This is a genomic window from Bradyrhizobium sp. 482_C4_N1_8 (genome assembly GCF_052075965.1).
Lineage (GTDB): Bacteria > Pseudomonadota > Alphaproteobacteria > Rhizobiales > Xanthobacteraceae > Bradyrhizobium > Bradyrhizobium barranii.
Map to the genome: position 1 here is coordinate 7442447 of NZ_CP197231.1, position 24369 is coordinate 7466815.

The following is a 24369-nucleotide window of genomic DNA, read 5'->3' on the forward strand; positions in this document are numbered from 1 at the left end:
GATCAGGCCTTCACCGCGTGAGCCAGCGCGTTGCCGCTGGTATCGCCGGTCAAACCGTAGATCCTGAGAGTCTCGTCGACCATCGGCCCGACACCGAAATATTGTTGGGCGCGCGCAAGAGCATTGCGCGACAGCGCGGCGCGCATCGCGGGGTCGGCCACCTTCTCGAGCGCACCGACGAGCGCGTCGACGTCCTCGAACGGCACGATGAAGCCGGTCTGGCCCTGGATGATCTGATCAGTCGCGCCGCCCGCCGGAGTCCGGACCGGAACGAGGCCCGTCGCCATGGCCTCGGCAACGCCGAGCGGAAATCCCTCGAACCGGCTCGGCAGCGCGAACACGTCGGCGGCCCAGAGAATTTCGCGGACGTCGCCCATGAAACCGAGGAACTTGAAGGTGTCCTTGTCCTTCTCGCCGGCGAAAGCGAACGACTTGATTTCCTTCTCGCGCTCGGCTCCGCCGCTGCCGACAAAGTAGCATTTGATGTCGATCGGCGGAGAACTGGCGCCGTCGCGGATCTTGCGCGCCGCCTTGATGAGGAGGTCGTGACCCTTCACCCAGGCGAGACGGGCCGCCAACAGGCACATGAACTCACCGTCGCCAACGCCGAATTTCGCGCGCGCATCGCGGCGCTCGGCATCCGAGGGCGGGCGGAAATGAACCGTGTCGACGCCGCCATAGACCTTGGCGATCCGGTTCTTGCCGAACAGCACGTAGCGGCGCAGATGCCGGAGCGATTCCTCCGACATCAGAATGAGGGTGTGGGGAAAGAAGAGGTTGAAGAACAGGACCTGGACCGGGCTGAAGGTCGATTGCGGCGCATTCTGCACCTTCTCGATGTTCCCGAGCACCGAGGGATGATAGGTCGCAACACAGCGCGCGCCGGTGAGCAGCGCGAGCAGCCTGCCCCACATCAGCATGCCCAGCCCGTGGACGTTGATCACCGTGATGTTGTTCTTCCGGATCAGCTTCAACAGCTGCATGAAGATCGACAGCGAGGGCAACTTCCGAAGTCCCGGAATGACGTGCCATTCCTTGACGGCCGCCGCCAGCTTCTGACGCTTGTATTCAGACTTGTCGTCCGAGCGCACGGCACCGGAGACCAGGTGGATCTGCACGCCCCGGCCATGCAATCCCGTGGCCAGGGTCTCGCAATAGGATGCAATCCCGTCATTGCAATTCACGACCTCAACCAGAAACATGACATTCGGGGCGGGATCTTGCATGGGAATGGCCTTACTCCGTTCAATCGACGACATTTCGGTCAGTGCTTAGCGGCAAATTCCATGCCGTGCCAGCGGTTTGCCCGCAACAGCATTGCGCGCCTAACATATTGACGTTGCGGATCTGCGACACTCCGCCCCGGCACTGCAGACGACGTCCGAAGTCCGCTTCTCGGGTTCGCACCTTCCGCCGGAAGTCGGCGTTCCCTTCAAATTCCGCAAGCAACGCCCGGTTGAAACGTCCCCCGGCCCCTTGCCCGCCGGGTCCGCGACCGATTGTCCCGCCGTCAACGCACCGATCGCCGCACCTCGTGCACACAGATTGGACCTCTCATCTGGTCGGCGTCGTTCGTTCGACTGGCCCTGCACATCAACGAGGCGTTTCTTCATCGGCCAAAGACAGACTCGATATCCTTCTGCATTGACGTCGACACGATGTCGCAGCGACCAGGAGAGAAAACAAAACTCCGGTGGCGAGTTCCATAGATTTACTTTCTCGCTTCCCGACTGCACGCGGGAAAATTTGGAAGCGCGCTGCAAGCCTTCAACGCCCGAACAACTGTCACATTCGAAGTTCGATCGATATTTTTTGCGGTCGTGACTCGCAGGCAACTCGATCCGCCCACGCCACAGGCTTAACGGCGCTTAACACAACAGATTCGAAGCAAGGCTGCTCGCGCGACAAGCAAATGCGTTTCGATTAGGCACCGGCACAACATCGATCGAACATCGTCGTTGCATCGCCATTCGAACGTCACGCTGCAAGCACATTGCCGTGGTCTTCATCGATCAATCTCAGTCCACGCAGATTCGTGCGCTGTGGGCGTCGCGCAGGAAGCGTCGGTGAGAAAATCTCCGGGTGCTTCCATTTTTACCGATCTCACCAACTCGAAAAACAGAGATTGGCCGATACGACAGACGCAGGCGGCACCGAACTCTCGCGTTTCAGAAAAGGCTCCGAAATACCGATGACTACCGCATCACCAGATCAGACGATCCTGTCGGCGAGCACCTTTGTCAGTTCCATCGGCGTCAATGTTCACGTTGGATATTCCTGGGGCGCCTACGACAACCTCGCCCTCGTCGAGGACAATCTCAAATATCTCGGGGTGACGAAACTGCGGGGCGGACTCGCCACGAGCCCGGAAGCGCAACCGATCGTCGAGGGACTTGCGAAGGACGGTTACAAATTCGACCTCGTGGTTCCGTCGGGCGTTCCGGCCGGCGGCGCGGCTGCGCTCCAGTCTTATTTGGAATCCGTCAAGGAGTTCGCGGCCAGCCATCCCGGCAGCGTCATCGCGCTGGAAGGCCTCAACGAGGTCAACATCCAGGGCTTCAGCTATAATGGGAGCTCGAGCGTCTCGGCCGCAGCGCAGTTCCAGGCTGTCTATTACAGCGCCATCAAGGCGGACGCCGCGCTCAAGGACATCCCCGTCTACAATTTGTCGATCGGCTATAATGACTCGGCCGACTACGCCAATCTCGGAAACATGTCGGGATCGACCGACTACGCCAACTCTCACGCCTATGTCAGCACCGGCCTGACACCCGAAACCGCCCTCGAGCAATTGCTCGGTAACGCCACGTCGGTCACCGGCGGCAAACCGGTCGTGATCACCGAGACCGGCTATACGACCAAGAGCGATACCCCGTATGTCGGCGCCAGCGAGAACGTACAGGCGAAATCGATCCTGAACACGCTGGTCGATGCCTACAAGGACGGCGTCAGCACCACCTATCTCTATCAACTGCTCGACGCCTCGGCGAGCAACGACCCTACGGATCCCGAATCGCACTGGGGCCTGTTCAACGCCGACGGAACCCCGAAGCTCGCGGCGACCGCGGTCCACAATCTGACGACGATCCTGGCCGACGACGGCAAGGGCGGCCACACGCCGACTGCCTCGCTGAACTATACGCTCGACAACATGCCGGCGAGCGGGAACAGCATGGTTCTCGGCAAGAGCAACGGCGCCTATGAGCTCGTGGTCTGGGCGGAACCCAAGGTCTGGAACGACGCCACCGACACCGAGATCGCGAATCCGACGATATCGGTTACCGTCAACCTGGGCAGCGTCCACCACCTGATCAACGTCTATGACCCGCTAAAGGGCAGCTCGCCGATCGCGACCTACACCGATGTCAGCCAGATCGTGGTTCCGATCACGGACCACCCGCTCATCATCGAGATCGACGCTCCCGCAGGAGGCGGCACTGCACCGCCCGCCGTGACCGACGTCAGCGGAACCGCCGCCGACATCGTATCGCAGATGTCCGACCTGAACGCCTCGGGTTCGCTTAAGACCATCACGCTCACCGACACCCACGTGCTTCCGGTCGCTTCCAATGCCACCATGGAGTACATGATCTCGCATTACGGGAAGGCGCTCGCAGCCATCCAGGGCGGCTACCAGTTCTCCGTCACCAACTCGACCGACACCTGGAGCGTGACCAGGGTCTACGACTCCTCCGCAAAGCTTCTGTCGACCAGCACGTCCAACTTCACCGACGGCGTCATCACCAGCAAGGTGACGCTCAATACCGACGGCTCGTCGGAGAACATCGCCTATACCGGCGGCAAGATGGTGCGTGACGTCACCGTCTCGGCGATCGGCGACAAGGACACCAAGACCTACGATACGAGCGGCAATCTCACCGCGGATCTCGTTCAGAACAAGGACGGCTCGTCCTCGAATACGCTCTATTCGAACGGCGTCAAGACCAAGGTCTACGTCACCAATGCCGACCGCACCCACGACAACTACTATTACAACATCACCGGTCAGTCCTATACCACCGAGCACGACCAGCTCGACGCGGGCGGGAGGCTTCTATCAGTCGTCCGGATGCATGCCGACGGCTCGATGGCCTACAGCCAGGTCTACAACAGCGACGGCAGCAAGGTTACGACCCAGTACGACGCCACGGGCCACAAGACCTCTGTCGTCACCGTGACATCGACGGCGACCAGCACCGATTTCTACACCACAGCCGGCGTTCTCAAGCAGACCGTCGTGCAGACGACCTCCGGCAACGTGACCACCACGAACTACAATGGTTCGCTGCTGGTGTCCGTCTACGTCGTCAACGCCGACGGCTCGAAGGACTCCAAGCTGTACGACGCCAAGGGCGTCATCGCGAGCGACGTGGTCCAGAACGCGGACGGCTCGTCGTCGACCACGCTCTATACGGCAGGCGTCAAGACCAAGGCCTACGTCACCAACGCGGACGGCAGCCGCGATAACTATTATTTCAACATCACCGGCCAGTCCTATACCGGCGAGCACGATCACCTCGACGCGAGCGGCAAGCTGCTGTCGGTCAGCCGCACCCATGCGGACGGCACCATGGCCTACAGCCAGGTGTTCAACAGCGACGGCAGCAAGGTCACGACCCAGTACGACTCGACCGGCCACAAGACCTCGGCCGTCACCATAACGTCGACGGCCACCACGACCAATTTCTATACCACCGCGGGCGCGCTCAAGCAGCAGGTCGTGCAGACGACCTCCGGCAACGTGACCACGACCAACTACAACGGCTCGCTGCTGGCGTCGGTCTACGTGGTCAACGCCGACGGGTCGAAGGAATCGAAGCTTTACGATTCCAACGGCCTCATCGCGAGCGACCTGATCCAGAACAAGGACGGCTCGTCCTCGAACACGCTCTACACGGCCGGCGTCAAGACCAAGGTCTATGGCACCAATGCCGACGGCAGCCACGACAACTACTATTACAACATCACCGGCCAGTCCTATACCAACGAGCACGACCACATCGATCCGAGCGGAAAGCTGCTTCTGGTCAGCCGTACCCATGCCGACGGCTCGATGGCCTATAGCCAGGTGGTCAACAGCGACGGCAGCAAGGTCACGACCCAGTACGATTCCACAGGCCACAAGATCTCGGTCATCACCGTCACGTCGTCGGGCACGACGACCGACATCTACGATGCATCGACCGGCGCATTGAAGCAGGAGATCTCCAAGACGAACTCCGGCGACACCACAACGACGAACTACAACGGCGCCAAGCTGGCGTCGGTCTACGTGGTCAACGCCGACGGGTCAAAGGACACCAAGCTGTACGATTCCAGCGGGATCATCGCCAGCGACCTGGTCCAGAACAAGGACGGTTCGTCCTCGAACACGGTCTACTCCGCCGGCGTCAAGACGAAGCTCTATGTCACCCATGCCGACGGCAGCCATGACAACACCTTCTACAACATCACGGGCCAGAGCTATACGACCGAGATCCAACACCTCACCGCCGCCGGCGCGCTTACGGCCCTGACCCGCCTTCATGCCGATGATTCGCTTGCCTACAAGCAGGTGATCAATAGCGACGGCAGCAAGGTCACCGACCTCTACGACAGCACCGGCCACAAGATGAGCGAGATCTTGAATGCCGCCGATGGATCGACCACGACGGACACGTACAATTCGTCGGGAGCTCTGGTCCAGGACGTTCACAAGACGGCGGGCGGCGACGTGACGACGACAAACTACGCGAACGGATTGAACTCGTCGATCTACGTCGTCAACGCCGACGGTTCCAAGGAAACGAAGCTGTTCGACGGCAGCGGCAGCCTCACCAGCGACTACGTGCTGAACAAGGACGGCTCCAACTCGACCACCGTGTTCACGTCGGGCGTCAAGACCGCGGTCTACGCCAATAACGCCGACGGCTCGCACGACAACACGATCTACAACATCACCGGCAAGAGCTACGTCACGGAGCAGCAGCACATCGACGCTGCGGGCAAGATGACCTCGATCATCCGTTCGCACGCGGACGGCACGCTCGACTACACGCAAGTGGTCAAGTCGGACGGCAGCAAAATCTCCGACGTCTACGACAGCACCGGGGTCAAGACGACCGAAACCATCAACAACGCCGATGGAACATCCGACGTCTTCAAGTTCAAGGTCGCCGGCCTGCCGGGCGCCGTCGAGCACGACAGCTACAATACCAGCGGCTCGCTGCTCTCGATCGACGTCCTCAACACCGATGGGACCCACGCCGTCACGGCGGTGACTGCGGGACTGACACTGGCGGGCGGCAGTGGCAACGATATCTTCTCCGCGGCGCCGGGCACGACCACCGTCATGTTCGACGGCGGCAACGACCAGATCAAGAGCTTCCACGCCGGAACCGCGGCGAACCACGACACGATCGAAATCCTGAAATCACTGGTGGCCGACTACAGCCACCTGCAGATTTCGCAATCAGGGTCCGACACGCTGATCCAGCTCACCTCGGCCGATTCCATCCTGTTGAAGAATGTGAATTCGACCACCCTGGATCACGGCAACTTCCTGTTCGTCTGATGCCGAACCAGCTGGCAGGTGCCCCCTGCCAGCTGAAATAGGAAGACGGGTGAAGCAACGTCAGTGCGGCCGCGCGGGTGTGGCCGCACCGATGAAGATGATATCCTCGGCCAGCAGCGGAAGCCGCCGCAGCAGCATCGACTTCAGCTTTCCGGCGCGCATGAAGGTGGCCATCTTCACCTCGACGGGCGCATAGCCGGCGTCGATTGCGACCTTGGCGATGGTGTAGGGCGTGAAGAAGAACCGGTGATCGCTGTTGATCGTCTCGACGTTCTTCAAGATGCCCTTGATGTTGCCACCCCTGAAGGCGTTCGGAACGGTGATCACGATCTGATCGACGACGTCGCCGTAATTCTCCCTGAAGCGCGACAGGAACGAGACCGGATTCGGAATGTGCTCGACGACTTCGCCAAACACGGCGATGTCGAACTTCCGGCCGGATATTGCCTCGATCTTCTGGCCGGACGTCACGTCGCCCGCGACCATGTTGTCGAGCCCGGAAATCCGCGACGCCTCCCGCACCGCATCCGCATCGATGTCGACGCCGACGGTGTATTCGGAACACTCGGTGATCAGGCCGTGCAGCCAGTCCCGGTTGTCGATCTTTCGTTTGATGAGCGGCAGATGATCACAGCATCCGACATGCAGGACTCGCTTGCCCCGACAGATGTCCACGAGGACGTCGCATCTGTATCTGACGTCGCCGTCGCCCCGATACTGCACGACGATGGTGTCTTTGAACTTCGAGCCGTCGAGATAGGGATAGACCTGCGAAAAATCGGTAATGATCGACGACATGGGCTTGCTTCCTGTGTCCGAGACGTTTCCAGACACAACTATACATGGCAAGCGATCAGAATTGTGACCGGGTTGAACCGGCGGACCAACCGCGGATCGCCGGAACCTCGCCGTCGGTTCGCGGCCGGTCAGGCGCGCAGGCGACCTGGTGCTTCGGAGCGCACGATCCGCGCAGGTGCTCCCGCGGCGACGGAATGCGGCGGGACGTCACGCGTCACGACCGCGTTGGCGGCAACGTTTGCTCCCGCACCAATCGAAGTCGGGCCAACGATCACGGCACCGGTGTAGATGACGGCGCCGTCGCCGATGGTCGGGCAACCCGGTTCATCCCAGGCACGCCGGCCGAGCGTGACGTTGTGATAAAGCATCACGGAACGACCGATCCGCGCCCCCTCGCCGATCACGACGCCGGTCGGATGCGGCAAGATCAGCCCTGGACCGATCTCCGCGAGAACCGAGATGTAGCAGCCGCGCCGCATTAGCGCCCGCACGAGCAGCCAGGTGATCTGATGTCCCCAGCGTGTCTGGAATCGCAGCATCCTGGCGATGCGCCAGGTCGTGATCACGGCAAAGCCCGGGCTCGTCAGCATGGCGACGAAAGCGGCACCAACACCGGACCTGCCGGTGTTTGCCATCAGGTCCTCGCGCCACGGAAATCCCGCCTGGGACTTGCCGCTCATTCCCTCAACTGATGACATCAAACGTTCTCTACTAACCTGCCGAGGAGACATTCGCCTGGATCGGCGGAACCGAGCCGCCGAGCAGCGACTGCATGCTGTTCCAGATACGACGCCTGAATATCACGTAGCTGCCAAGCACGATCAGCGCATAGACGGCCGTCGCCAACAGCCAATGTGACAGGCTTGCGACGTCTGCCTTCGTGGCGACGAGCGCACACAATGCGCCGAGCGCGGTGGCGACGGTGGCCGGCATCAGGGCGCCCAACAAAGAGGCATAGGAGATCGCGCAGTTGCGGGCTCCAATCATCAGCATCAGGACGCAAACGAGGATCGATACGATCAGGTACACGACCGCCACGGCCGTGAGCCCGAACGGCAACGCCACGACAAAGGCAAGGATCATGCTGGCGCTGTTGGCGGTGCTCACCCAGAACTGAAGCCGGGCCTTGTTGTGAGCCAGCAGAATCGGCCCGGCATAGGCCGCAATCGACTGTGCCGCGCCTGCGGGCGCGAGGATGGCAATCAGCGGCAGGACTTCCTGCCAATGCGGCGAGAGGAACGTCGCAACGGGATATTTCAGCCCGAATGTCAGATAGATCATCGCCGGGAATGTGATCATCGCGGTCATGCCGAGCACCGCGCAGATCGCCGACCGGCGCCGTTCCTGTTCCCGTTCGCCGTTCATCCGGCTCAGGGTGGCCATCAGAACGCCGCCGCCCGGCCACGACAGGATCATCAGCGGAAGCGTCATGAACTGGAAGGCGAGACCGAACAGGCCGACCGCCGCCGCGCCCAGCTTGGCGCCGATCATGAGATTGCCGACGTTTCTCGCAGTGAAGTTGAGGACGTTCGAGGCCAGCACCCAACCGCCGAACGACAGCATCAGCGCGACGCCGCGCCATTTGAAGGACAGATGGATATGGCGCCTGGTGTTCACATAGAAGGCGACGGCGCGCACCGCCTGCATCAGGACATAGTATGCGATCAGCGCCCAGATCCCCCATCCGAGCAGGGCTCCGGCCACGCCCACCGTCGCGGAAGCTAGAGCCGCGCCGGCCTCGATCAAGGCGATGGTCTGATATTGCAGGGAGCGCTCCAGGACCGCGCGCGGCCCCATCGCGGAAATGGACAAGACGACCGAACCGGAGAGAGCAGCCAGCACGGACGGCAGCCCCTGCATGTCGACGGCAGCCCCCAGCGGTTTCGAGGCGGCGGCCAGCACCAGGGCACAACCAATCCCGATCGCGACCATCAGAGTCGTCGCCGCGCCGGCTTCCTCCCTGGTGAGCGACGTCCGCTGGATCATCGCGCTCGACAGCCCAAGGTCGGTCAGCATGGAGATGAAGGCGATGAAGGGCAGCGAAAACGCAACGAGCCCGAATTCCGTGGGCGTCACGAAATAGGTGATCAGCAGCGTGATGAGGAACTGAACGGCCGACTTCACGACGTTCACGCTCGACATCGAGAGCAGATTCTTGATGATCATGACATCTCTCGTACGTGATCCGGCTGAAACGATTGCGAAGGGATGCGCTCAGGCGACATAGCGAGCTTCACGGCGCACTCCGAACAACAGGCCCCGCAGCACCGGATCGAGCAAGCGGCGGAGTCTCACTTCGATCAGCTCGTAACTGACCGTTCCCGCTATCAGCGCGGCAATCAGGCCGAGGCCCGCGAACCCGGCCCAGAGGAGCCAGAGATTGACGCCATGCGCGGCCAGCTTCACTCCGATGACCTGCAACGGAAATAGCGCGAAAGGATGGACCAAATAGAGGCTATAGCTGATCTTTCCGAGGAACTGTAGGAATTTGCCGCTCAAAGCGGCGGCAATACCGGAGTCCGGAGCAAGGACCATTCCAAACAGCAGCGCGCCCGGCAGCAGCCCGACCAGCGGATGCGCATATTCGATCGACACGTACATCGCGATCCCGCAAAGGATGCCCGCCAGCAATCCGGGCCAGCCGACGACGCGGATTCGCAAATCGATCAGGCTGAACAACAGCCCGACCAGAAAGAACGCGGCGATCGGCCGAAAGGCAATGCCCGCGAGACCGAGCAGGATGAACGGCGCCGCCAGCAGCCAGTTCCTCCGCCGCACCAACATCACGAAGATCACCGCGAACAGAATGTAGAACGCCCATTCGTAGCTCAGTGTCCATGCATTCTGCTGGCCGATCGGCAATCCCAGCGCGTCCGGCAGGAACGCCAGATTGACGAAGAACAGCTTGAGATAGGTCGGCAGGTCGATCCCCTTGAAGAACTTGTAGCCAACCAGGGGGCCTGCCGTGAACAGGATCAGGTGCAGGATCACGAACACGGGCAGGATTCGCAGGGCGCGATCGAGAAAGAACTTCCCGACGCTGCGGTGACGCATCAGGCTCGCCGGAATCAGGAAGCCGCTGATCATGAAGAACAGCTCGACCCCGTGCCCGCCCATGTTGACCGTCGCTTCCAGCCACGGCCAGATCGGAGGCAGGAAGCCCGCCAGAAGCGGCATGTCCTGAAGATGGACGATCAGCACGGTGAGCGCGGCGACGCCGCGCAGCCCCTGGATCGCCTCCACGAAATTCTTGCTGTCTGCGCTCACCGCCGCGATCCGATATCAAGACGAAGGAAAGTTGCGGACCAGAGCCCGTGCTGCGCATTGCAGCTCATTGCATGCGGCAACATCGCGATCATGCCGGCCGAGAGACCAGATCGTCGACGTCAGGCGCGAGCGGCACCGCGTCCGCGACGGTCTCGTCACGTCTCTCTCGGGCGAAGACTTCGCTGAAGGCGACGCCGAGCATGATCAGGCCGCTTGCGGGACCATAGGCCAGAACCGTGATGGTGAAGAGGTTCATGGCGACCGCGAAAGACAGCTTGTAGATGTCCCTGGTCCTTGCGACCGCGAGGATGACCATGACCATGAACAACACGAAGATCGGCCCGAACATCAGGTAGGTGCCGAGGTAGAAATTATCCACCGGAACGTAATAGCTGAGCTTGTTCGAGAACAGCAGCTGCGGATAGTTGAAGCAACCGAGGCCGCAGCCGGTGAAGAAGCCGACCGGCATGAGCTCAGCCATGTAGACGAACGGCAACTGCCAGCTGTTGTTGACGCGGTCCTGCAGGCTGAACAGGCCGCGCGACATGCTGACAAGCCCGTTGCCGGAGAACAGGGCGATCAGCACCGCAGGCACGAGGATCGACAGGAACGAAAGCAGCGCCATGCGCCGGAGCATGGGAAACTTCTCACGCTCGGGAACGAGGCGAACGATGATCAGGCAAGCGATGTAGATCACCATCACGCCGAGCGAGGTCTTGTTCGTGGTCAATTTGATGGCGTAGAGACCGATGGGCGCCCAGAACAGGCACCACAGCAGGCTCCGGCGCACCGAGCTGATCGTGAACGAAATGAACACGAAGAATGCGGCCATCGTGCTGTCGGCGGCAAGTCCGGCGAGGCGCGTCTCGGACGCCGACCACCACAGCCGCGTCGCCTGCCGCGTCGTGCCGAAAGTCTCGTAGGCATATCCCACCCAAGGCAACTGCATGCGGGACGACAATATGATCCCGACGATCGTCAGGTAGAAGATCGGGTGAAGCCACCGCAGCAGTCGATCGTAGTCGCCGAAATTGCGCCCGCAGAAACAGAAGCCGACGAACACCGGCGCGATCATCTTGAACGACGACATCATGCCGCTGAAATAGCCCAGGAACACGTATCCGAGGTAAAGCGCAAAGCAGATGTAGAACAGCGTGAGGATCGCGACGAGGTTACGTCCCATCAGGACGTAGCGCTGCACGAAGGCAAAAATGCAGACCAGCGCGAAAATGTCAGGCAGGAACCACAGCGGGCTGATCTTGAGAACGGCCAGATAATAGCGCAACGCGCCTGCGAGCGCATCGCGGTAGAAATAAAGCAAGAGCGCGATTGCCTCGAGACTGAAGAATGCACTGCCCTCCTGCTGGTGATGCCGGGGCAAGGCCACCGGATCGACCATGCGCCAGTCCGACCTCGGTAGAGCCGAAGAGCTGCTGGACATGCCCGTCACTCCGCCGCGACCACAGCGGGAACGGCGCGGCGATTGAAAAGCCGAAGCACGAACCGCGACCCCGGCATCTCGACCCAGAGGTAGGTGAGGTTGGAGAGCACGAGCACGGCGGCCACGAAGACGGCGAGCAGCAGCGAGGCTGCCAGTCCGGGAAGAATGTTGTCCACGATTTGCAGGCGCTCGGTGCCCACGCCACGCGCGAAGTACTGGATGAGGACAAGTATCAGCGCATGCGTCATGTAGATCGAATAGGAGCGCTTGCCCAGCCAGACCAGCGGACGGACGGACAGCAGCCTCGGCAGGAGCCGCTCCGGAAACGCCATCAGCGAGCCCAGCAGGGCGCCGAAAACGATCGGCGCCACGAAGCTGAGCCGTTCGTCGAAGCCGACGACTGAAACCAGCACGATGGCGACGACGGCCGCGCCGATCTGGCAGGCCGACTGAACGAAGGGGCTCACTGAACGACCTTTTCCCGAGACGAAACGAAGCGTGAGCACGCCGACGAAGAAGCCCAGGAAGCATCGGGTGAAGGCGTTGGTCTGGAAGTCGAGCGTTTCATTCTTGAGCACGAAGATAATGAGAGCCGCGCCCATCACGGCCAGCACGGCGCTGAAAACATAGACGAGCTTGATGTAGCCAAGGCGCTGCGACAGGACGACGACGGCGCCAAACACGAGATAGGTGTAGAACTCCGCGCTGATGCTCCAGCTCGGGCCGTTCCAGCTCAGATAGTCGAGCACGCCCATAGCATGGAGCAAGAACACATTCGCGACAAACGAGTACACATTGTTAACCTGGAGATCCGCCGTCTCGTTGGTCGAGAAGTGCAGCAGGTCCAGTTCGGTGAGCGTGAGCCGCATCAGCCGAAACGCCAGAAAGGCGAACAGCATGACGATGTGCAGCGGATAGATGCGTGCGATACGACGCAAGGTGAACGTTCGGAAGTCGAACCCGCTGAATTCGGACTGAACATAGCTCATCGAAATCACGATGCCGCTCAACACGAAGAACAAATCGACGAAGAGCCAGGAATTGTGAAAAAACGCGACGTCGATCCAGGCGCGATGAGGTAGCGCAGCGGCGAGCGGATCCGATCCGACGAAGTGATGGACGACCACGCAGAGGGCGGCGAGGCCACGAACGCTGTCCAGCGGAACGTAGTGCGCCTTTGTTTGATGAGCTAGCACTTGATAGAGGCTCTACGATTCGACCAAAGCGAAATGCTGCGGTGCAATATAATGCCTCCACCGGGTGGTTTATTCAACTGAAAAGAGCCGCGAAGCGCCGATCTCGACCAGGACAGTGCACGACAGATGCGGCAGCAAGACGCCGGTCGGCATCTTTGCTCCGACGACATGCTCATAGACTTCAATTCAGCTTTCGTGAGGCAACGGGCATTGCGTTTGGAACAGATCAGGGCTGCACGCGCGAGCTGCGGCCTTGTTTGCAATGTTGCGAATGGCCATCAACGACCTAGCCTCGCATTAACTTGATCTCGCGCGAAGTTCTGATAGCTCCATCGCGGCTGAGTTGAATGACAGAGGGGCCTTTGGGCGCGATATCGCGATTTTTCGCCACAGCCGTGTTTGTGCTGGCGCCACTTCCGCTCGGATCCCTCGACCTCGCGTGGATTTGCTTCTGGAATTTTCTGCTCGTCTGCAGCCTGCTGACCGCCGATCTTTCGGCCGTGAGCCGTCGCAATGCCATGTTGCTCATTCCATTGGCAGTGGCGATCGCGGCGGTGGTTGTCATCGTGGCGTTGCAAACGTGGAGCGATCCGTCCAGTGAATCAGCAGCGGTCTGGGAACTGCCGCGGCGTTTTTTCGGCCTCGTGTTGCCTGACCGCCTCTCGGTCACCGCACGCGGAACGTGGCTGGCGTTCGGATCGGTCTTGCTGCTGTCGCTCGCCTTCACGCGCGCCGTGATTCTTGCAAGCGATGCGGGAGCCGCACGTTCGCTGCTACGCATACTGGCATGGGCGGGATGCCTGTATGCATTGTACGGAATTCTGGCGGAGCTGATCGCACCGGACATGGTGCTGTTCAGGCAGAAAGAAGCCTACCTGGGCTTTGCCACAGGGACCTTCGTCAATCGAAACACGGCGGCGACGTTCTGGGGCAGCTGCGCCCTGCTGTTTCTGGTGCCGCTTCTGCGCACCATGCACCGCCAGGAAGGCGGGCCGCCGGAACAACCGGATTGGCGATCGCGGCTCGAGCAAATCCTCTCCGCGCCGGTGGCGCTCGGTGCGGGATTCGCGATCTGCACGATCGCGCTTGCCATGACCGGATCGCGGGCGGGTCTGCTGCTGTCGGTTGGCACGTTCGTGCTGGCCATCATCCTTTATCTCGTGCCGCTCGAGCTCGGCAGATCGCGGAAGTGGCTGGTCCTCGGCGGCTCAGCGGCAGCAGGGCTCGTGCTCTTGCAGCTCGTAGGCGGCCTCGTGGCGGGGCGAATCGTCGAACACGGGCTGGTCGATCCGCAGCGGCTTGCTGCGTACCAGGCATCATTGGGGATCATCGCTGATCATCGGCTGCTCGGTGTCGGGCTGGGCAATTTCGAAGCTGTTTTTCCCGCCATCAGACCCGCAACGCTCGGCAGTCTCGGCATCTGGGACCGCGCTCACAGCACGCCGCTGGAAATTGCCGTCGAATTAGGCATCCCCGCCTTCGGCGTCATCGCGCTGGCCTGCCTCTGGTATCTTTACCATCTGTTTACCGGAAGCTTGCGCCGAAAACGCGACCGCTACATACCCGTGATCGGCGCCAGCGTCGCTGTATTGGGAGTTGCACATAGCTGCATCGATTTCTCGTTGCAGATACCCGGTTACGGCGTGTTTTTCGCAGCCATCGTCGGGTGCGGCCTCGCGCAATCGCTACCATCACAGATGCGAAAAGAACGTGGCAAATCCGTGCAAGTCGAGCTAAAGTCAAATTAATTGAAGTTTAAAGCCAAATTGATTGAAGTGGGCAGGGCAATGAGCTGGAATTCTGGTAGGCGCTTCACCGTGGTCGTCGGAGCGCTGGCAATTTTCGCCGGAATGCCGGCAGCATTCGGCGCAACGGGCGTCAGCTCGGGCTGCGTTGCCAACACGGGCGTTGTTTCAGCCGAGCGCGCCACCGACTTTCTGGCCAATCCCGGCGGGCTGCTCGACCAGTTCAAGGACGGACAAGGCGGCCTCGCCTCGGCTGTGCGCGACCTTCTGACCGCGCGTCCCGAGACAGTCGATGGCATTGTCTCGCTGGCGAAGGCCAGCAGCACCGATCAAAGCCGCGCCATTGGCGCTGGTCTCGGCACCGCCGCTTCGGTTTGCGTCCTGTCGCAGCCCGGCGTTGCCCAGCTGATCCAGGAGGCGGTTCTCAAGACCGAGAATCCCGACCTGATCCAATCGTTCACCAGCATCACCGGCGATATCCCGACCGAAGCGACCAACGGCGCCGATCCGACGGGCGAGACCACAGCCGGCGGCGGACCTGGTTCGACCGCGGCGGAGGCACGCGGTGGCGGAGCAAGCTCGACCGCACCCACGGTCGTGAACCAGAGCGGGCCCGGTGCGGCGTCACAGACGCAGACGCTGTTTGCGGCGACGTCGACCGCCGTTCTGACCTCGGTAAGCCCGTCGCGCTGACGGCTGGAACCGTTAACCACCCCTCCCAGGCCGGTCCCGTGACCGGCCTATTTAGCTACAATTGTAAATTTCCGCGGAACCAAAGCTCAAATCGTTTGTGAGATACCCGTAGCGTCAAAAAAGAAAACGCGAGACGGGGATGTCATGAGCTGGATTATCAAATCGCTGGTCGCGATCGGGATCGCGTCGACCGGCACCGCCGCCAAGGCCGAGATGTTGAACGACAGTTCGCTCAATCAGGCGAAGAGCGCGTTCATCCGCGAGTACGACAATGCGCTCGCGCCGCTGCAATTCGTCAAGTTCTGCATGAACAACGACGGCGAATGCGCGAGCGACGCCGCCGACCGGACACTGCCTTCGGGCGACCGGGCGATGAGCATGCTGCGCGAGGTGAACAGCTCGGTCAACGCGTCGATCACACCGATGCAGAAATCGACCAATCCGATGGTGGCGCGCTGGAGCCTTTCGCCGTCCGCCGGCGATTGCAACGACTACGCGGTCACCAAGCGTCATCAACTGATCGAGATGGGCTGGCCCAAGTCGGCACTGCGCCTCGCAGTGGTCCTGACAAATGGCGGCCAGGGCCATCTCGTGCTGGTGGCGCGACTTGCCGACGGCGACTTCGTCCTGGACAATCTTTCCGCTTCGGTGCGCCCCTGGAACGCCGCGGATTACGAGTGGATCTCGATGCAGTCCGGCGGAAATCCGCGCTTCTGGGTCGCGATCGGCGAGCATGGCGAGCGCCTGCGCGCCACGCGTCTCGCGATGTTGCGGACCTCCGAATAGACCGCGCGAAGTTTCGCTCTACCGCCCTCAATCGCAGGTTGCGACAGGCGCGAGGCGATGGTCTGCCAGACCGTCCCTCGCGCCTTTGCCTTGGCATGGTGCTTGGCCTTGGCATGGCGCTTGCCTAAAATTCGTGCTTATCGCATACGAGCGCGCGCAACCATTCGCCGAATCCGCGCCTGATCGCAGCAAGAATTTCGTTCATGCGAAACGGGGATGCAGAGCGGGCAAGTATGGCAATTTGGTCCGTACTGGTTTATATTTTGCGCCGCACAAGAATTTGACATAGTTTTGGGTCATCAAGGACCTAGGGCCTAAATCCATACGTCATCGCTAGTTTGCAACGAGATATGAGCGCGATCCTAATCAAACTCGATAGCTTGTTGCGTGGCTCCCTGCCGGTTTTACGGATCGCGGCAGTGATCGCCGTTGCCGTGTCTGCGACGCTGTCGGCGCCGGCACAGGCTCAATGCGTCGATCGCGCCGAACGAGCGCCGTCGTCCGCGGTCAGCGCATTCGTCTCGGACCCCTCGGTTTTGTTGCGACAGTCGAAGAACGACAGGGACAAGCTTTCGGGCCGGCTCACCGGATTGCTGGTGACCGACATAGCCGCGCTCGATCCGGTTCGGGACATGCTGCGCCAGGCGAGCCAGGCCGACCGTGTCGCAATCGGCGCCGGGCTTCACCGTGCCGAAGAGCGCTGCATCGCGACCAAGCCCGACGTCGCGCGCCGGATCAGCGAATTCGTTGCCAAGCTGCACGACGGGTCCATCCTCAAAGGATATCTCACGGATCAGGACGCCGCGGCTGCGCCCGTTCCGGGAAGCCCGGCTCCCGCCACGGCCAGCAATGCACCGGCGGGTCCGGGTGCAAGCGCCGGTCTGATGTCGGGTGAGTGGAAGACCGAACTCGCCGACCCGTTCAAACCCGTTCCCCTTCCCGAGTGACAACCTCAAGATTCCCAGAGATGTTTCAGCCACGAGATCAGTTTCCGCAACGCCCGAGATATGCCATCGAGGTCGGTGGCACGACGCTCAGCGCCGAGCGCGCTCTGGACATCGTACGCCGCCAATGGCCGCTGATCGTCGCCATCGTGGCCGGTACGCTCGCGATCGTTCTCGTCTACCTGATCGTGGCAACGCCGATGTACACGGCAAATGCGCGCATCCTGATGGACACACGCCAAACCCAGGTACTGGACAAGGACAGCGGAACCGCCAACGCGCTGATCGACCCGGGCTTCGTCGACAGCCAGGTCGAGATTCTCCAGTCTGACGACCTCCTCCTGTCGATCGTCCGTCGCCTGAAGCTCACCGAGGATCCGGAGTTCAACGGCTCGGATCCCGGGTTGATTCCGCTGGTCATCGGCAAGGTCATCTCGATGTTCGGGTCGGACGGTCCTCCGAGCAAGGAGCGGGTCGAGCGCGGCGCGGTCGAGCTTCTCCAGAAGAACCTTAAGGTCGAGCGCGTGCTGACGACCTATGTCCTCTCGATGAACTACCGTTCGATCGATCCGAACAAGGCTGCGCAGATCGCCAACGCGATTGCAGACGCCTACATCGTCGGCGCGCTGGAGGCGAAATATCAGTCGACCAAGCGCGCCGGCGAGTGGCTCCAGCAACGCAGCGCCGAGCTGCGTGAACAGGCGACGGCGAGCGACCGCGCCGTGCAGACGTTCAAGGCGCAAAACAACATCGTGGGCACCAGCCGGGGTCTGATGAGCGAGCAACAGCTTGCGGACGTCAACTCTCAGCTTATTGCCGCTCATGCCGCGACCGCCGAGGCCAAGGCCCGCCTCGACCGGATCGAGGCGCTGCTTGACAAGGATCTCGTGCAGCCGACCGTGACGGACGCACTCAACAACACGGTGATCACGCGCCTGCGCGCCCAATATCTCGACCTGGCGGCGCAATATGCCGACTGGTCGAGCCGTTACGGCAAGACCCACCAGGCGGCCGTCAACCTCGCCAACCGAATGGAAGAGCTGCGCAAGGCGATCGCGGACGAGGTCCGTCGTATCGCGGACGCATATCGCAGCGAGTACGAGATCGCCAAGAGCCGCGAGACGGCGCTTGAGGAGAATCTCAAGAATCTCGTATCCCAGGCCGGCAGCACGAGTCAGGCGCAGGTCAAGCTGCGCGACCTCGAAAGCGCGGCGGATACTTATCGTAACCTCTACAACAACTTCCTCGAGAAGCTGCAGAACGCGACGCAGAACCAGAGCTTCCCGATCAGCGAAGCGCGCATCATCGGCACGGCGGTCAAACCCGACAAGAAGAGCTCACCCAAGACGCTGCTGGCGCTGGTCGGCGGCCTGCTCGGCGGTCTCTGTTTCGGCTTCGGGGCGGCCTTCACGAAGGAACTGATGAGCGACGTGCTGCGATCTCCGAGCGACGTCGAGGATCAGCTCGGGGTGAAATGCCTCGGCGTTCTTCCCGACATCCGCGCGGCGAGGGCTTCGGCAGATCATCCGGAAGGAAACATATCCAGCTACGTCGTCGAGCACCCGTTCTCGCGGTTCGCGGAGACGCTGCGGAACATCAAGGTGTCGATCGACGTCGCGCGCCTGTCGCGCGAGGTCAAGATCATTGGAATCCTGTCGTCCTTGCCGAAAGAGGGAAAAACGACGGTTGCCGCCAATTTCGGTCATTTGACCGCGTTGACCGGACATCGCACGCTACTGATCGACGGCGACCTCCATACCCGCTCGCTGACGAGGGCGCTGGCCCCCCATTCCAAGACCGGCCTGGTCGAAGCCCTCAAGGATCCGCGCTCGTTCGGCTATCATATCCAGCGCAGCAAGGAGAGCGGGCTCGACTTCCTGCCCTCCGTCGTCGCATCGCGCATGGTGAACTCGGCGGACGTCATCGCCTCCAAGTCGATGGCTGACCTGCTTGCAGTGGTGCGCGAGGAATACGAATACATCGTCATCGATCTGGCGCCGGTGATGCCGGTCACCGACGCCAAGGCTGTCAGCCATCTCGTCGATGCGATGGTTTACGTCATCGAGTGGGGCCGTACGACCCGCAACGCGCTCCAGGAGTCGATGGCGAGTTCCGAAGGCATTCAGAAGAAGCTTCTGGGCGCCGTGCTCAATCGCGCCAATCCGAAGATGCTCAAGAGGATCGAGGCGTATAAGGGCTCGCACTACAACAGCTACTATGTCGAGGGAGCCTAGCGCCACCGAGCCGGCGGCACAGGCAGCGGGGACCGCGTATCGCTGGCTTCTGCGCGGCTCGACCATCGCGCTGGCCGCAGCCGCGCTGGCGTGGATCGCGGCTATCGCCCCGGATGTGACCAATCCCGCGGTTCCGCAGATTGCAGGACGCGTCGCGCGCGGCGAGCGATATGAAGTCGATCGCCTGAGACGGATCGTATCGGACAATTTGCCATCCGCCCGTCGCCTATGCAGCGCCAAGACGCTGCGCGAGCTCCTGCTGCTCCAGCTCGCAATCGCCGACGAATCGACACGCACAGGCGACCTGAAGCAGATCGACCTCGATGCAGACGCCGTCGCGTCGACGAGCCGTGCCTTGCTGGCATGCGCGCCGACTGAAGCACTGGGCTGGTTCGGCAGCTACTGGGCCGAAATTCGCCAGGCCGGCTTTGGGCCGCGAACGGCGGAACTGCTGGGTCTTTCCTATCGCTTCGCACCACACGAGGCCTGGCTCCAGCTCATCCGCGCGCCACTGGCGCTTCGCGCCTTCAATGCGGCCTCGCCCGAGCTCAGGGATTACGCCACCCAGGACTTCGCCGATATCTTCCAGGCCCGCCTGTTCCCAAGCGCAGCTACGTTCTATCAGGCGGCAGGCGCCGAGGCGCGCATCGCGCTGCTCGAACGCACCTGCGCCGCGCCCGAAGCCGATCGGGAATTGTTCTCGCATTTCGTCGCGGAGAAGGGCCTGCGAATTCGCCATCACTGTTATCCAGTCGATGGCGATGGCTTTCGGATGAGCCGCTAGGCTATTTCAGCTCGGTTCGCGGCACGCCCTGCGAGGGATTTTCGGGCAGGTATTGCAGGAAGAATTTGGTCAGGCCGCGACGGCTGCGCAGGATCGGCGATTCGAAGTACTTCCAGGACACATGCGCGACAGCGTAGGAGATCACGAAACCGATGGCTGCGCCCGCGGTGATCTTCACGCTCTCGGGCACCGACATCCCGCCATAGAGCGTCAGCGCCTTGCCCAGCGGGTTCGGGATGAAGTTGTGAACGAGATAGAAGCCGTAGCTGATCTTCCCGAGATGCTCGAGCGGCTTCCACTCCAGCGCCTGAACAAAGGCACTGTCCTGGTTGGCGCGCACCCACCAGATCAGCGCGACCAGGCACAGCCCGATCGCAATGTCGATCGCGGGAGAAAGATACGAAGGGGCCTCGTAAATCACGCCGTTCGAGCACAGCGCGAACGCGACGATGAGGAGACAGGCAAATATGCCGTTGCCGTTCGGGGCCCATCCCTGCCTGCGAAGATGCAGGATCGTGATCGCGCCACCGAACGCGATCAGGCTGAAATTCCAGGGCGACAAGGTGTGGATGGCGGTGTGATTGAAGCCCGATGAATACATCAGGAAATGGCCGATCAACCCGAGGGCGACGACGCTCATGCAGGTGACGAAATGGCGCTCCAGCGGAAGCAGGATGAACAGGAAGGGCGCAATCACGTAGAACTGCTGCTCGACCGAGAGCGTCCAGAGCACGCCGAAGGGACCGGCAGTCCCGCCGATGACGCTGCCGATCCAGTAGTTCGACAGGTACACGACGTGATAGCGGAAGCCGAGATCGGGCCCCGCGTGCTGAAAATAGGACCGGGCCAGGAAGAGGATGGCGAGAAGCGCATAATATGCGGGAAAGATGCGCGTCGCCCGCTTGACCCAGAAGGTGACGATTTCCGCCGCGGGCCGGGACGCGGCCGTCCCGACCTTGCCTCGCTGCCTGTTGAGCTCGCCGATGATCAGGAAGCCGCTCAGGATGAAGAATATCCAGACGCCGACGCTGCCCGAGTAGAACTGCAGTCCGCACTTGTGATTGAGATAGACCAGGACGACCGAGAGACCGCGCAGCCCGTTGAAGCCCAAGATGCTGCCCGACTTCTCGGTGTTGACGCGCTCAGATCCAGGTAAAGGCATTGCAGGTTCTTTTCTTCGCACGGAGACCGAAAAGCTACAGTCCCCTGGTTCTCAACTCAGTCGATTCTTCAGCCGACAGGCGGCCGCCGGCAAATTCCGAAAGAAGGAAGAGCGCAACCTTGGGCCTGTCGATCTCGTACATCAGCCCAAACCTGTTCTCCGGCGGCTTCTTCTGCGGCTCGTCGAACAGCTCGTAGACCATCACACTCTCGATCTCGACGTCTTTCTGGTTCTTCAGATATTGGAAGGTGTCCCGCAGTGAGCGGAGGCATTGCTCCGTCAGGGGATCGCCGGGCCGATTTCCATAGGCCGGCTTGTAGATCTCGGCGCAATTGACCTCGTTGAACGTCACCGGGCGGTGATAGGACGCCAGCTTCTTGAAGAGGTCGAAGGGCGGATTGCGTCCATTCCAGTGCCGATGCGGGTTCTGCCCCGCCACCTCGTAATAGTGGTAGGAGATCACGTCGTATTTCACGCCCCGGGACTCCATGAAGTCGAGGAAGCCCAGCATCGTCGACGTCGTGTTCAGCACCTTGCGCAGACGACTTCCGGTCTCGCGGTTGATCTGGTCGATGGCATCGGACGCGCCGTGCAACACCTGGGCCCAGTCTTCCATCACCGGCATTTCGAAGTCCGCCGCGGTCATGCCGCGCCCGAACAGCTTCTTCCCGTCGGAATCGACCGCGAGCAGGTTGATCTCGTTCTCAAGCTCCCAGTCGGACACATCGTCCTTGAATTGCCGGACGAACGCGTAGGTGCGGTCGTAGCCCTGCCTGTAGAGCGCGTCCCGGTCTCCCTTGGGGTACCGCCCCTTGTCGGTGCGGTCACCGTAGCGGAAGGGGAAGTTGATCAGAGGGTGAAGCGTGATCGAATATTTTCTGGCGAGCGCAATGGTCTGCCGGAACATCGTGGCTTCGCCCGGCTCGGCATCTTGCGTCAGGTTGAGACCGGTCCTGTATTGCGTGAGCCCCCGCTCCCTCATGAGCTGAAAGATCGGCGCGAGATCCCTGCGTTTTTGCGGCGGTCCGCCGACCCCCCACTCCAACGCGTTCGCATGAGAACAGGCGGCAGCGATCGCCCAGGTGACGAGCAACGGCACGGCGACGAACTTGGCGAGGCGATGGCTCAATCTGCAAGGCTCGGCGTTTCGGGGGTGCAAATCGTCAAAGGGGCAGCAACGAATCACATGCTGCAAAATGCAGGCCGTTTCCCCTCTGCACGGGCGGCGTGCGGGTCGGGCGCGGCAACGCGCGCCCGACGTCGGCCTGGCTCAGTAGGCTTCCTGATGGATCAGCGCCAGCGCGGTCTTCAGGATGATCCTGATGTCGAGCCAGATGCTCCAATTGCTGACGTACCAGATGTCGTACTCGACCCGCTTTTCCATCAGATCGATGGTCGGCGTCTCGCCGCGGAAGCCGTTGACCTGGGCCCAACCGGTCAGGCCCGGCTTCATGTGATGCCGGTACACGTAGTTGCTGATGATCGGATCGTAGTAATTGTCGTGCGCGAGCGCATGCGGGCGCGGCCCGACCAGCGACATCTCGCCGCGCAGAACGTTCCAGAGCTGCGGCAGTTCGTCGATGCTGGTCCGCCGCAGCGCACGGCCAACACGGGTCACCCGCGCGTCGCTCTTCGTCGCCTGCGTGACCACATGACCGTTCTCCGCCACCGTCATCGAGCGGAACTTCCAGATATCGAATTGCTTGCCGTTGAAGCCGCGCCGGGCCTGCTTGAAGATCACTTTGCCCTTGGAATCGAGCTTGATCATGATCGCAGCCGTGATCAGCAGCGGCGCCAGCAGCAGAAGCGCGAACGAGGCAAGGCCGATGTCGAGGCAGCGCTTCTGCGCCTGCTCGAACACGCTGAGCGGCGCGCGCTGGATCTCGATCGCGACCGTGCCGCTGACGGGCTGGAACGGACGCGAGACCAGATCGGCGATCGGGAAATCTGGCAGAAGGCGGATCGGCTGGGGGACAACGCGCAGATGCTGGCTCAGCTTCTGGAGAAGCGGCATCTCGTCCCAGTCGATGACCAGGAGATATTCTTCCACATCCGCCGTGCGCGCCTGACGGGTGATGTCGCGAATCTCGTGATCCCAGCCCGCGCCCTCTTCAGACGGATCGAGCACGAAATGTCGCACGACGTTGAAGCCGTGCTTGCGCAGATCCTTGAACCGGGTCGAGGTGAAATCGAGAGGCTTGAGGCTGAGCAGCACGACCTTGCGGTCCACCAGACGGCCCTTGGCGTAGCTCGAGGTCAGCGCCAGGCGCCACAGCACGCGCAGACCGCCCAAGGCGACGCCGCCGGTCGCGGCGAACAGCAGCGTGGTTCCGCGCGACAGGTCCGCGGACGATTTGAGCAGGAACGCCTCGACGGCGAGAATGGTCAGCGAGATCAGCCAGACCGCCAGGGCCTTGCGCAGCTGCCAGACCGTGCTCAGCAGACGATGGTGATCGTAGACGCCCTGGAAGTAAGCGATGGTCACGAACACCGCGCCGACGACCAAGCCTGCTCCGACGGATGAGTCCTGCTCGATCACGAGCACGCGATACAGGCCGCTCGCCACGAAATAGCTGAGCAGTACGGCGACGAAGTCTCCGGCGATCAAAGCCACTTGCAGGGGTCTTTGGAGGGCACCGCGTCGGTTCGAGATAACCGAATAATAGTTTTCCGAACCGTAAGTTGCTACAGCCATCCGAACCTCGCTGCCTCGTCACCACTCGCAATCAGAATTGCGAGCAAATCGATCTAATTTTTTCGATGTGC

At 61.5% G+C, this 24369-nt stretch carries 17 protein-coding genes; 7 read left to right on the top strand and 10 right to left on the bottom strand.

From position 1 onward, the window contains the following. Window positions 1-2: 2 nt before the first annotated feature. Entirely contained in the window at window positions 3-1226 is a 1224-nt protein-coding gene (locus tag AB7Z56_RS35285; protein ID WP_283018488.1) for a glycosyltransferase family 4 protein, read from the bottom strand. Window positions 1227-2191: 965 nt separating this feature from the next. On the opposite strand from AB7Z56_RS35285, the gene AB7Z56_RS35290 reads away from it, so the two are divergent. Further along, the gene (locus AB7Z56_RS35290; RefSeq protein ID WP_063986644.1) at window positions 2192-6553 is read left to right on the top strand and encodes a hypothetical protein; all 4362 of its coding nucleotides are present in this window, start codon (window positions 2192-2194) and stop codon (window positions 6551-6553) included. A gap of 60 nt (window positions 6554-6613) precedes the next feature. Here the strand turns inward: AB7Z56_RS35290 and AB7Z56_RS35295 are convergent, their stop codons facing one another. The 6 genes from AB7Z56_RS35295 to AB7Z56_RS35320 all read right to left on the bottom strand — a co-directional run bounded on the left by AB7Z56_RS35295 (window position 6614) and on the right by AB7Z56_RS35320 (window position 13255). Continuing rightward, a complete protein-coding gene (locus AB7Z56_RS35295) occupies window positions 6614-7351 on the bottom strand; it encodes a class I SAM-dependent methyltransferase (RefSeq protein WP_063985219.1) in 738 nt (245 codons plus the stop codon). Between the two features lie 128 nt (window positions 7352-7479). Further along, window positions 7480-8049: a serine O-acetyltransferase gene (locus AB7Z56_RS35300; protein ID WP_354095951.1), complete on the bottom strand. Its 570-nt coding sequence runs from the start codon at window positions 8047-8049 to the stop codon at window positions 7480-7482. Between the two features lie 13 nt (window positions 8050-8062). Further along, complete coding sequence (locus AB7Z56_RS35305) at window positions 8063-9517, bottom strand: lipopolysaccharide biosynthesis protein (protein WP_063985221.1); 1455 nt, start codon at window positions 9515-9517, stop codon at window positions 8063-8065. Between the two features lie 48 nt (window positions 9518-9565). Further along, window positions 9566-10618 (bottom strand): acyltransferase family protein, encoded by a 1053-nt coding sequence (locus AB7Z56_RS35310; RefSeq protein ID WP_063985222.1) that lies wholly within the window; start codon window positions 10616-10618, stop codon window positions 9566-9568. Between the two features lie 88 nt (window positions 10619-10706). Next, window positions 10707-12059: a hypothetical protein gene (locus AB7Z56_RS35315; protein WP_028152415.1), complete on the bottom strand. Its 1353-nt coding sequence runs from the start codon at window positions 12057-12059 to the stop codon at window positions 10707-10709. Window positions 12060-12064: 5 nt separating this feature from the next. Then, the gene (locus AB7Z56_RS35320; RefSeq protein WP_283018487.1) at window positions 12065-13255 is read right to left on the bottom strand and encodes an acyltransferase family protein; all 1191 of its coding nucleotides are present in this window, start codon (window positions 13253-13255) and stop codon (window positions 12065-12067) included. Between the two features lie 347 nt (window positions 13256-13602). Between AB7Z56_RS35320 and AB7Z56_RS35325 the strand changes: the two genes are divergently transcribed. The 6 genes from AB7Z56_RS35325 to AB7Z56_RS35350 all read left to right on the top strand — a co-directional run bounded on the left by AB7Z56_RS35325 (window position 13603) and on the right by AB7Z56_RS35350 (window position 20441). Further along, on the top strand, window positions 13603-15003 hold the full coding sequence (locus AB7Z56_RS35325; RefSeq protein ID WP_354102471.1) for an O-antigen ligase family protein: 1401 nt from the start codon (window positions 13603-13605) through the stop codon (window positions 15001-15003). 39 nt (window positions 15004-15042) lie between these two features. Beyond that, the gene (locus tag AB7Z56_RS35330; RefSeq protein ID WP_063985224.1) at window positions 15043-15693 is read left to right on the top strand and encodes a hypothetical protein; all 651 of its coding nucleotides are present in this window, start codon (window positions 15043-15045) and stop codon (window positions 15691-15693) included. A gap of 144 nt (window positions 15694-15837) precedes the next feature. Beyond that, window positions 15838-16479, top strand: coding sequence for a transglutaminase-like cysteine peptidase (locus tag AB7Z56_RS35335; RefSeq protein ID WP_063985225.1), 642 nt, complete (start codon window positions 15838-15840; stop codon window positions 16477-16479). A gap of 419 nt (window positions 16480-16898) precedes the next feature. Beyond that, complete coding sequence (locus AB7Z56_RS35340; protein WP_283018485.1) at window positions 16899-17426, top strand: hypothetical protein; 528 nt, start codon at window positions 16899-16901, stop codon at window positions 17424-17426. Window positions 17427-17446: 20 nt separating this feature from the next. Further along, on the top strand, window positions 17447-19657 hold the full coding sequence (locus tag AB7Z56_RS35345) for a GNVR domain-containing protein (RefSeq protein ID WP_063985227.1): 2211 nt from the start codon (window positions 17447-17449) through the stop codon (window positions 19655-19657). Beyond that, a complete protein-coding gene (locus AB7Z56_RS35350; RefSeq protein WP_354124288.1) occupies window positions 19641-20441 on the top strand; it encodes a hypothetical protein in 801 nt (266 codons plus the stop codon). Before AB7Z56_RS35345 ends, AB7Z56_RS35350 begins: the two co-directional genes overlap by 17 nt. Window position 20442: 1 nt before the next feature. Here AB7Z56_RS35350 and AB7Z56_RS35355 read toward each other — a convergent pair whose 3' ends face one another. The 3 genes from AB7Z56_RS35355 to AB7Z56_RS35365 all read right to left on the bottom strand — a co-directional run bounded on the left by AB7Z56_RS35355 (window position 20443) and on the right by AB7Z56_RS35365 (window position 24298). Then, window positions 20443-21603: an acyltransferase family protein gene (locus tag AB7Z56_RS35355; RefSeq protein WP_063985229.1), complete on the bottom strand. Its 1161-nt coding sequence runs from the start codon at window positions 21601-21603 to the stop codon at window positions 20443-20445. A 34-nt stretch (window positions 21604-21637) separates the two neighbouring features. Continuing rightward, on the bottom strand, window positions 21638-22732 hold the full coding sequence (locus tag AB7Z56_RS35360) for a hypothetical protein (protein WP_063985230.1): 1095 nt from the start codon (window positions 22730-22732) through the stop codon (window positions 21638-21640). A 141-nt stretch (window positions 22733-22873) separates the two neighbouring features. Next, window positions 22874-24298: an undecaprenyl-phosphate glucose phosphotransferase gene (locus AB7Z56_RS35365; protein WP_063985231.1), complete on the bottom strand. Its 1425-nt coding sequence runs from the start codon at window positions 24296-24298 to the stop codon at window positions 22874-22876. Window positions 24299-24369 lie beyond the last annotated feature (71 nt).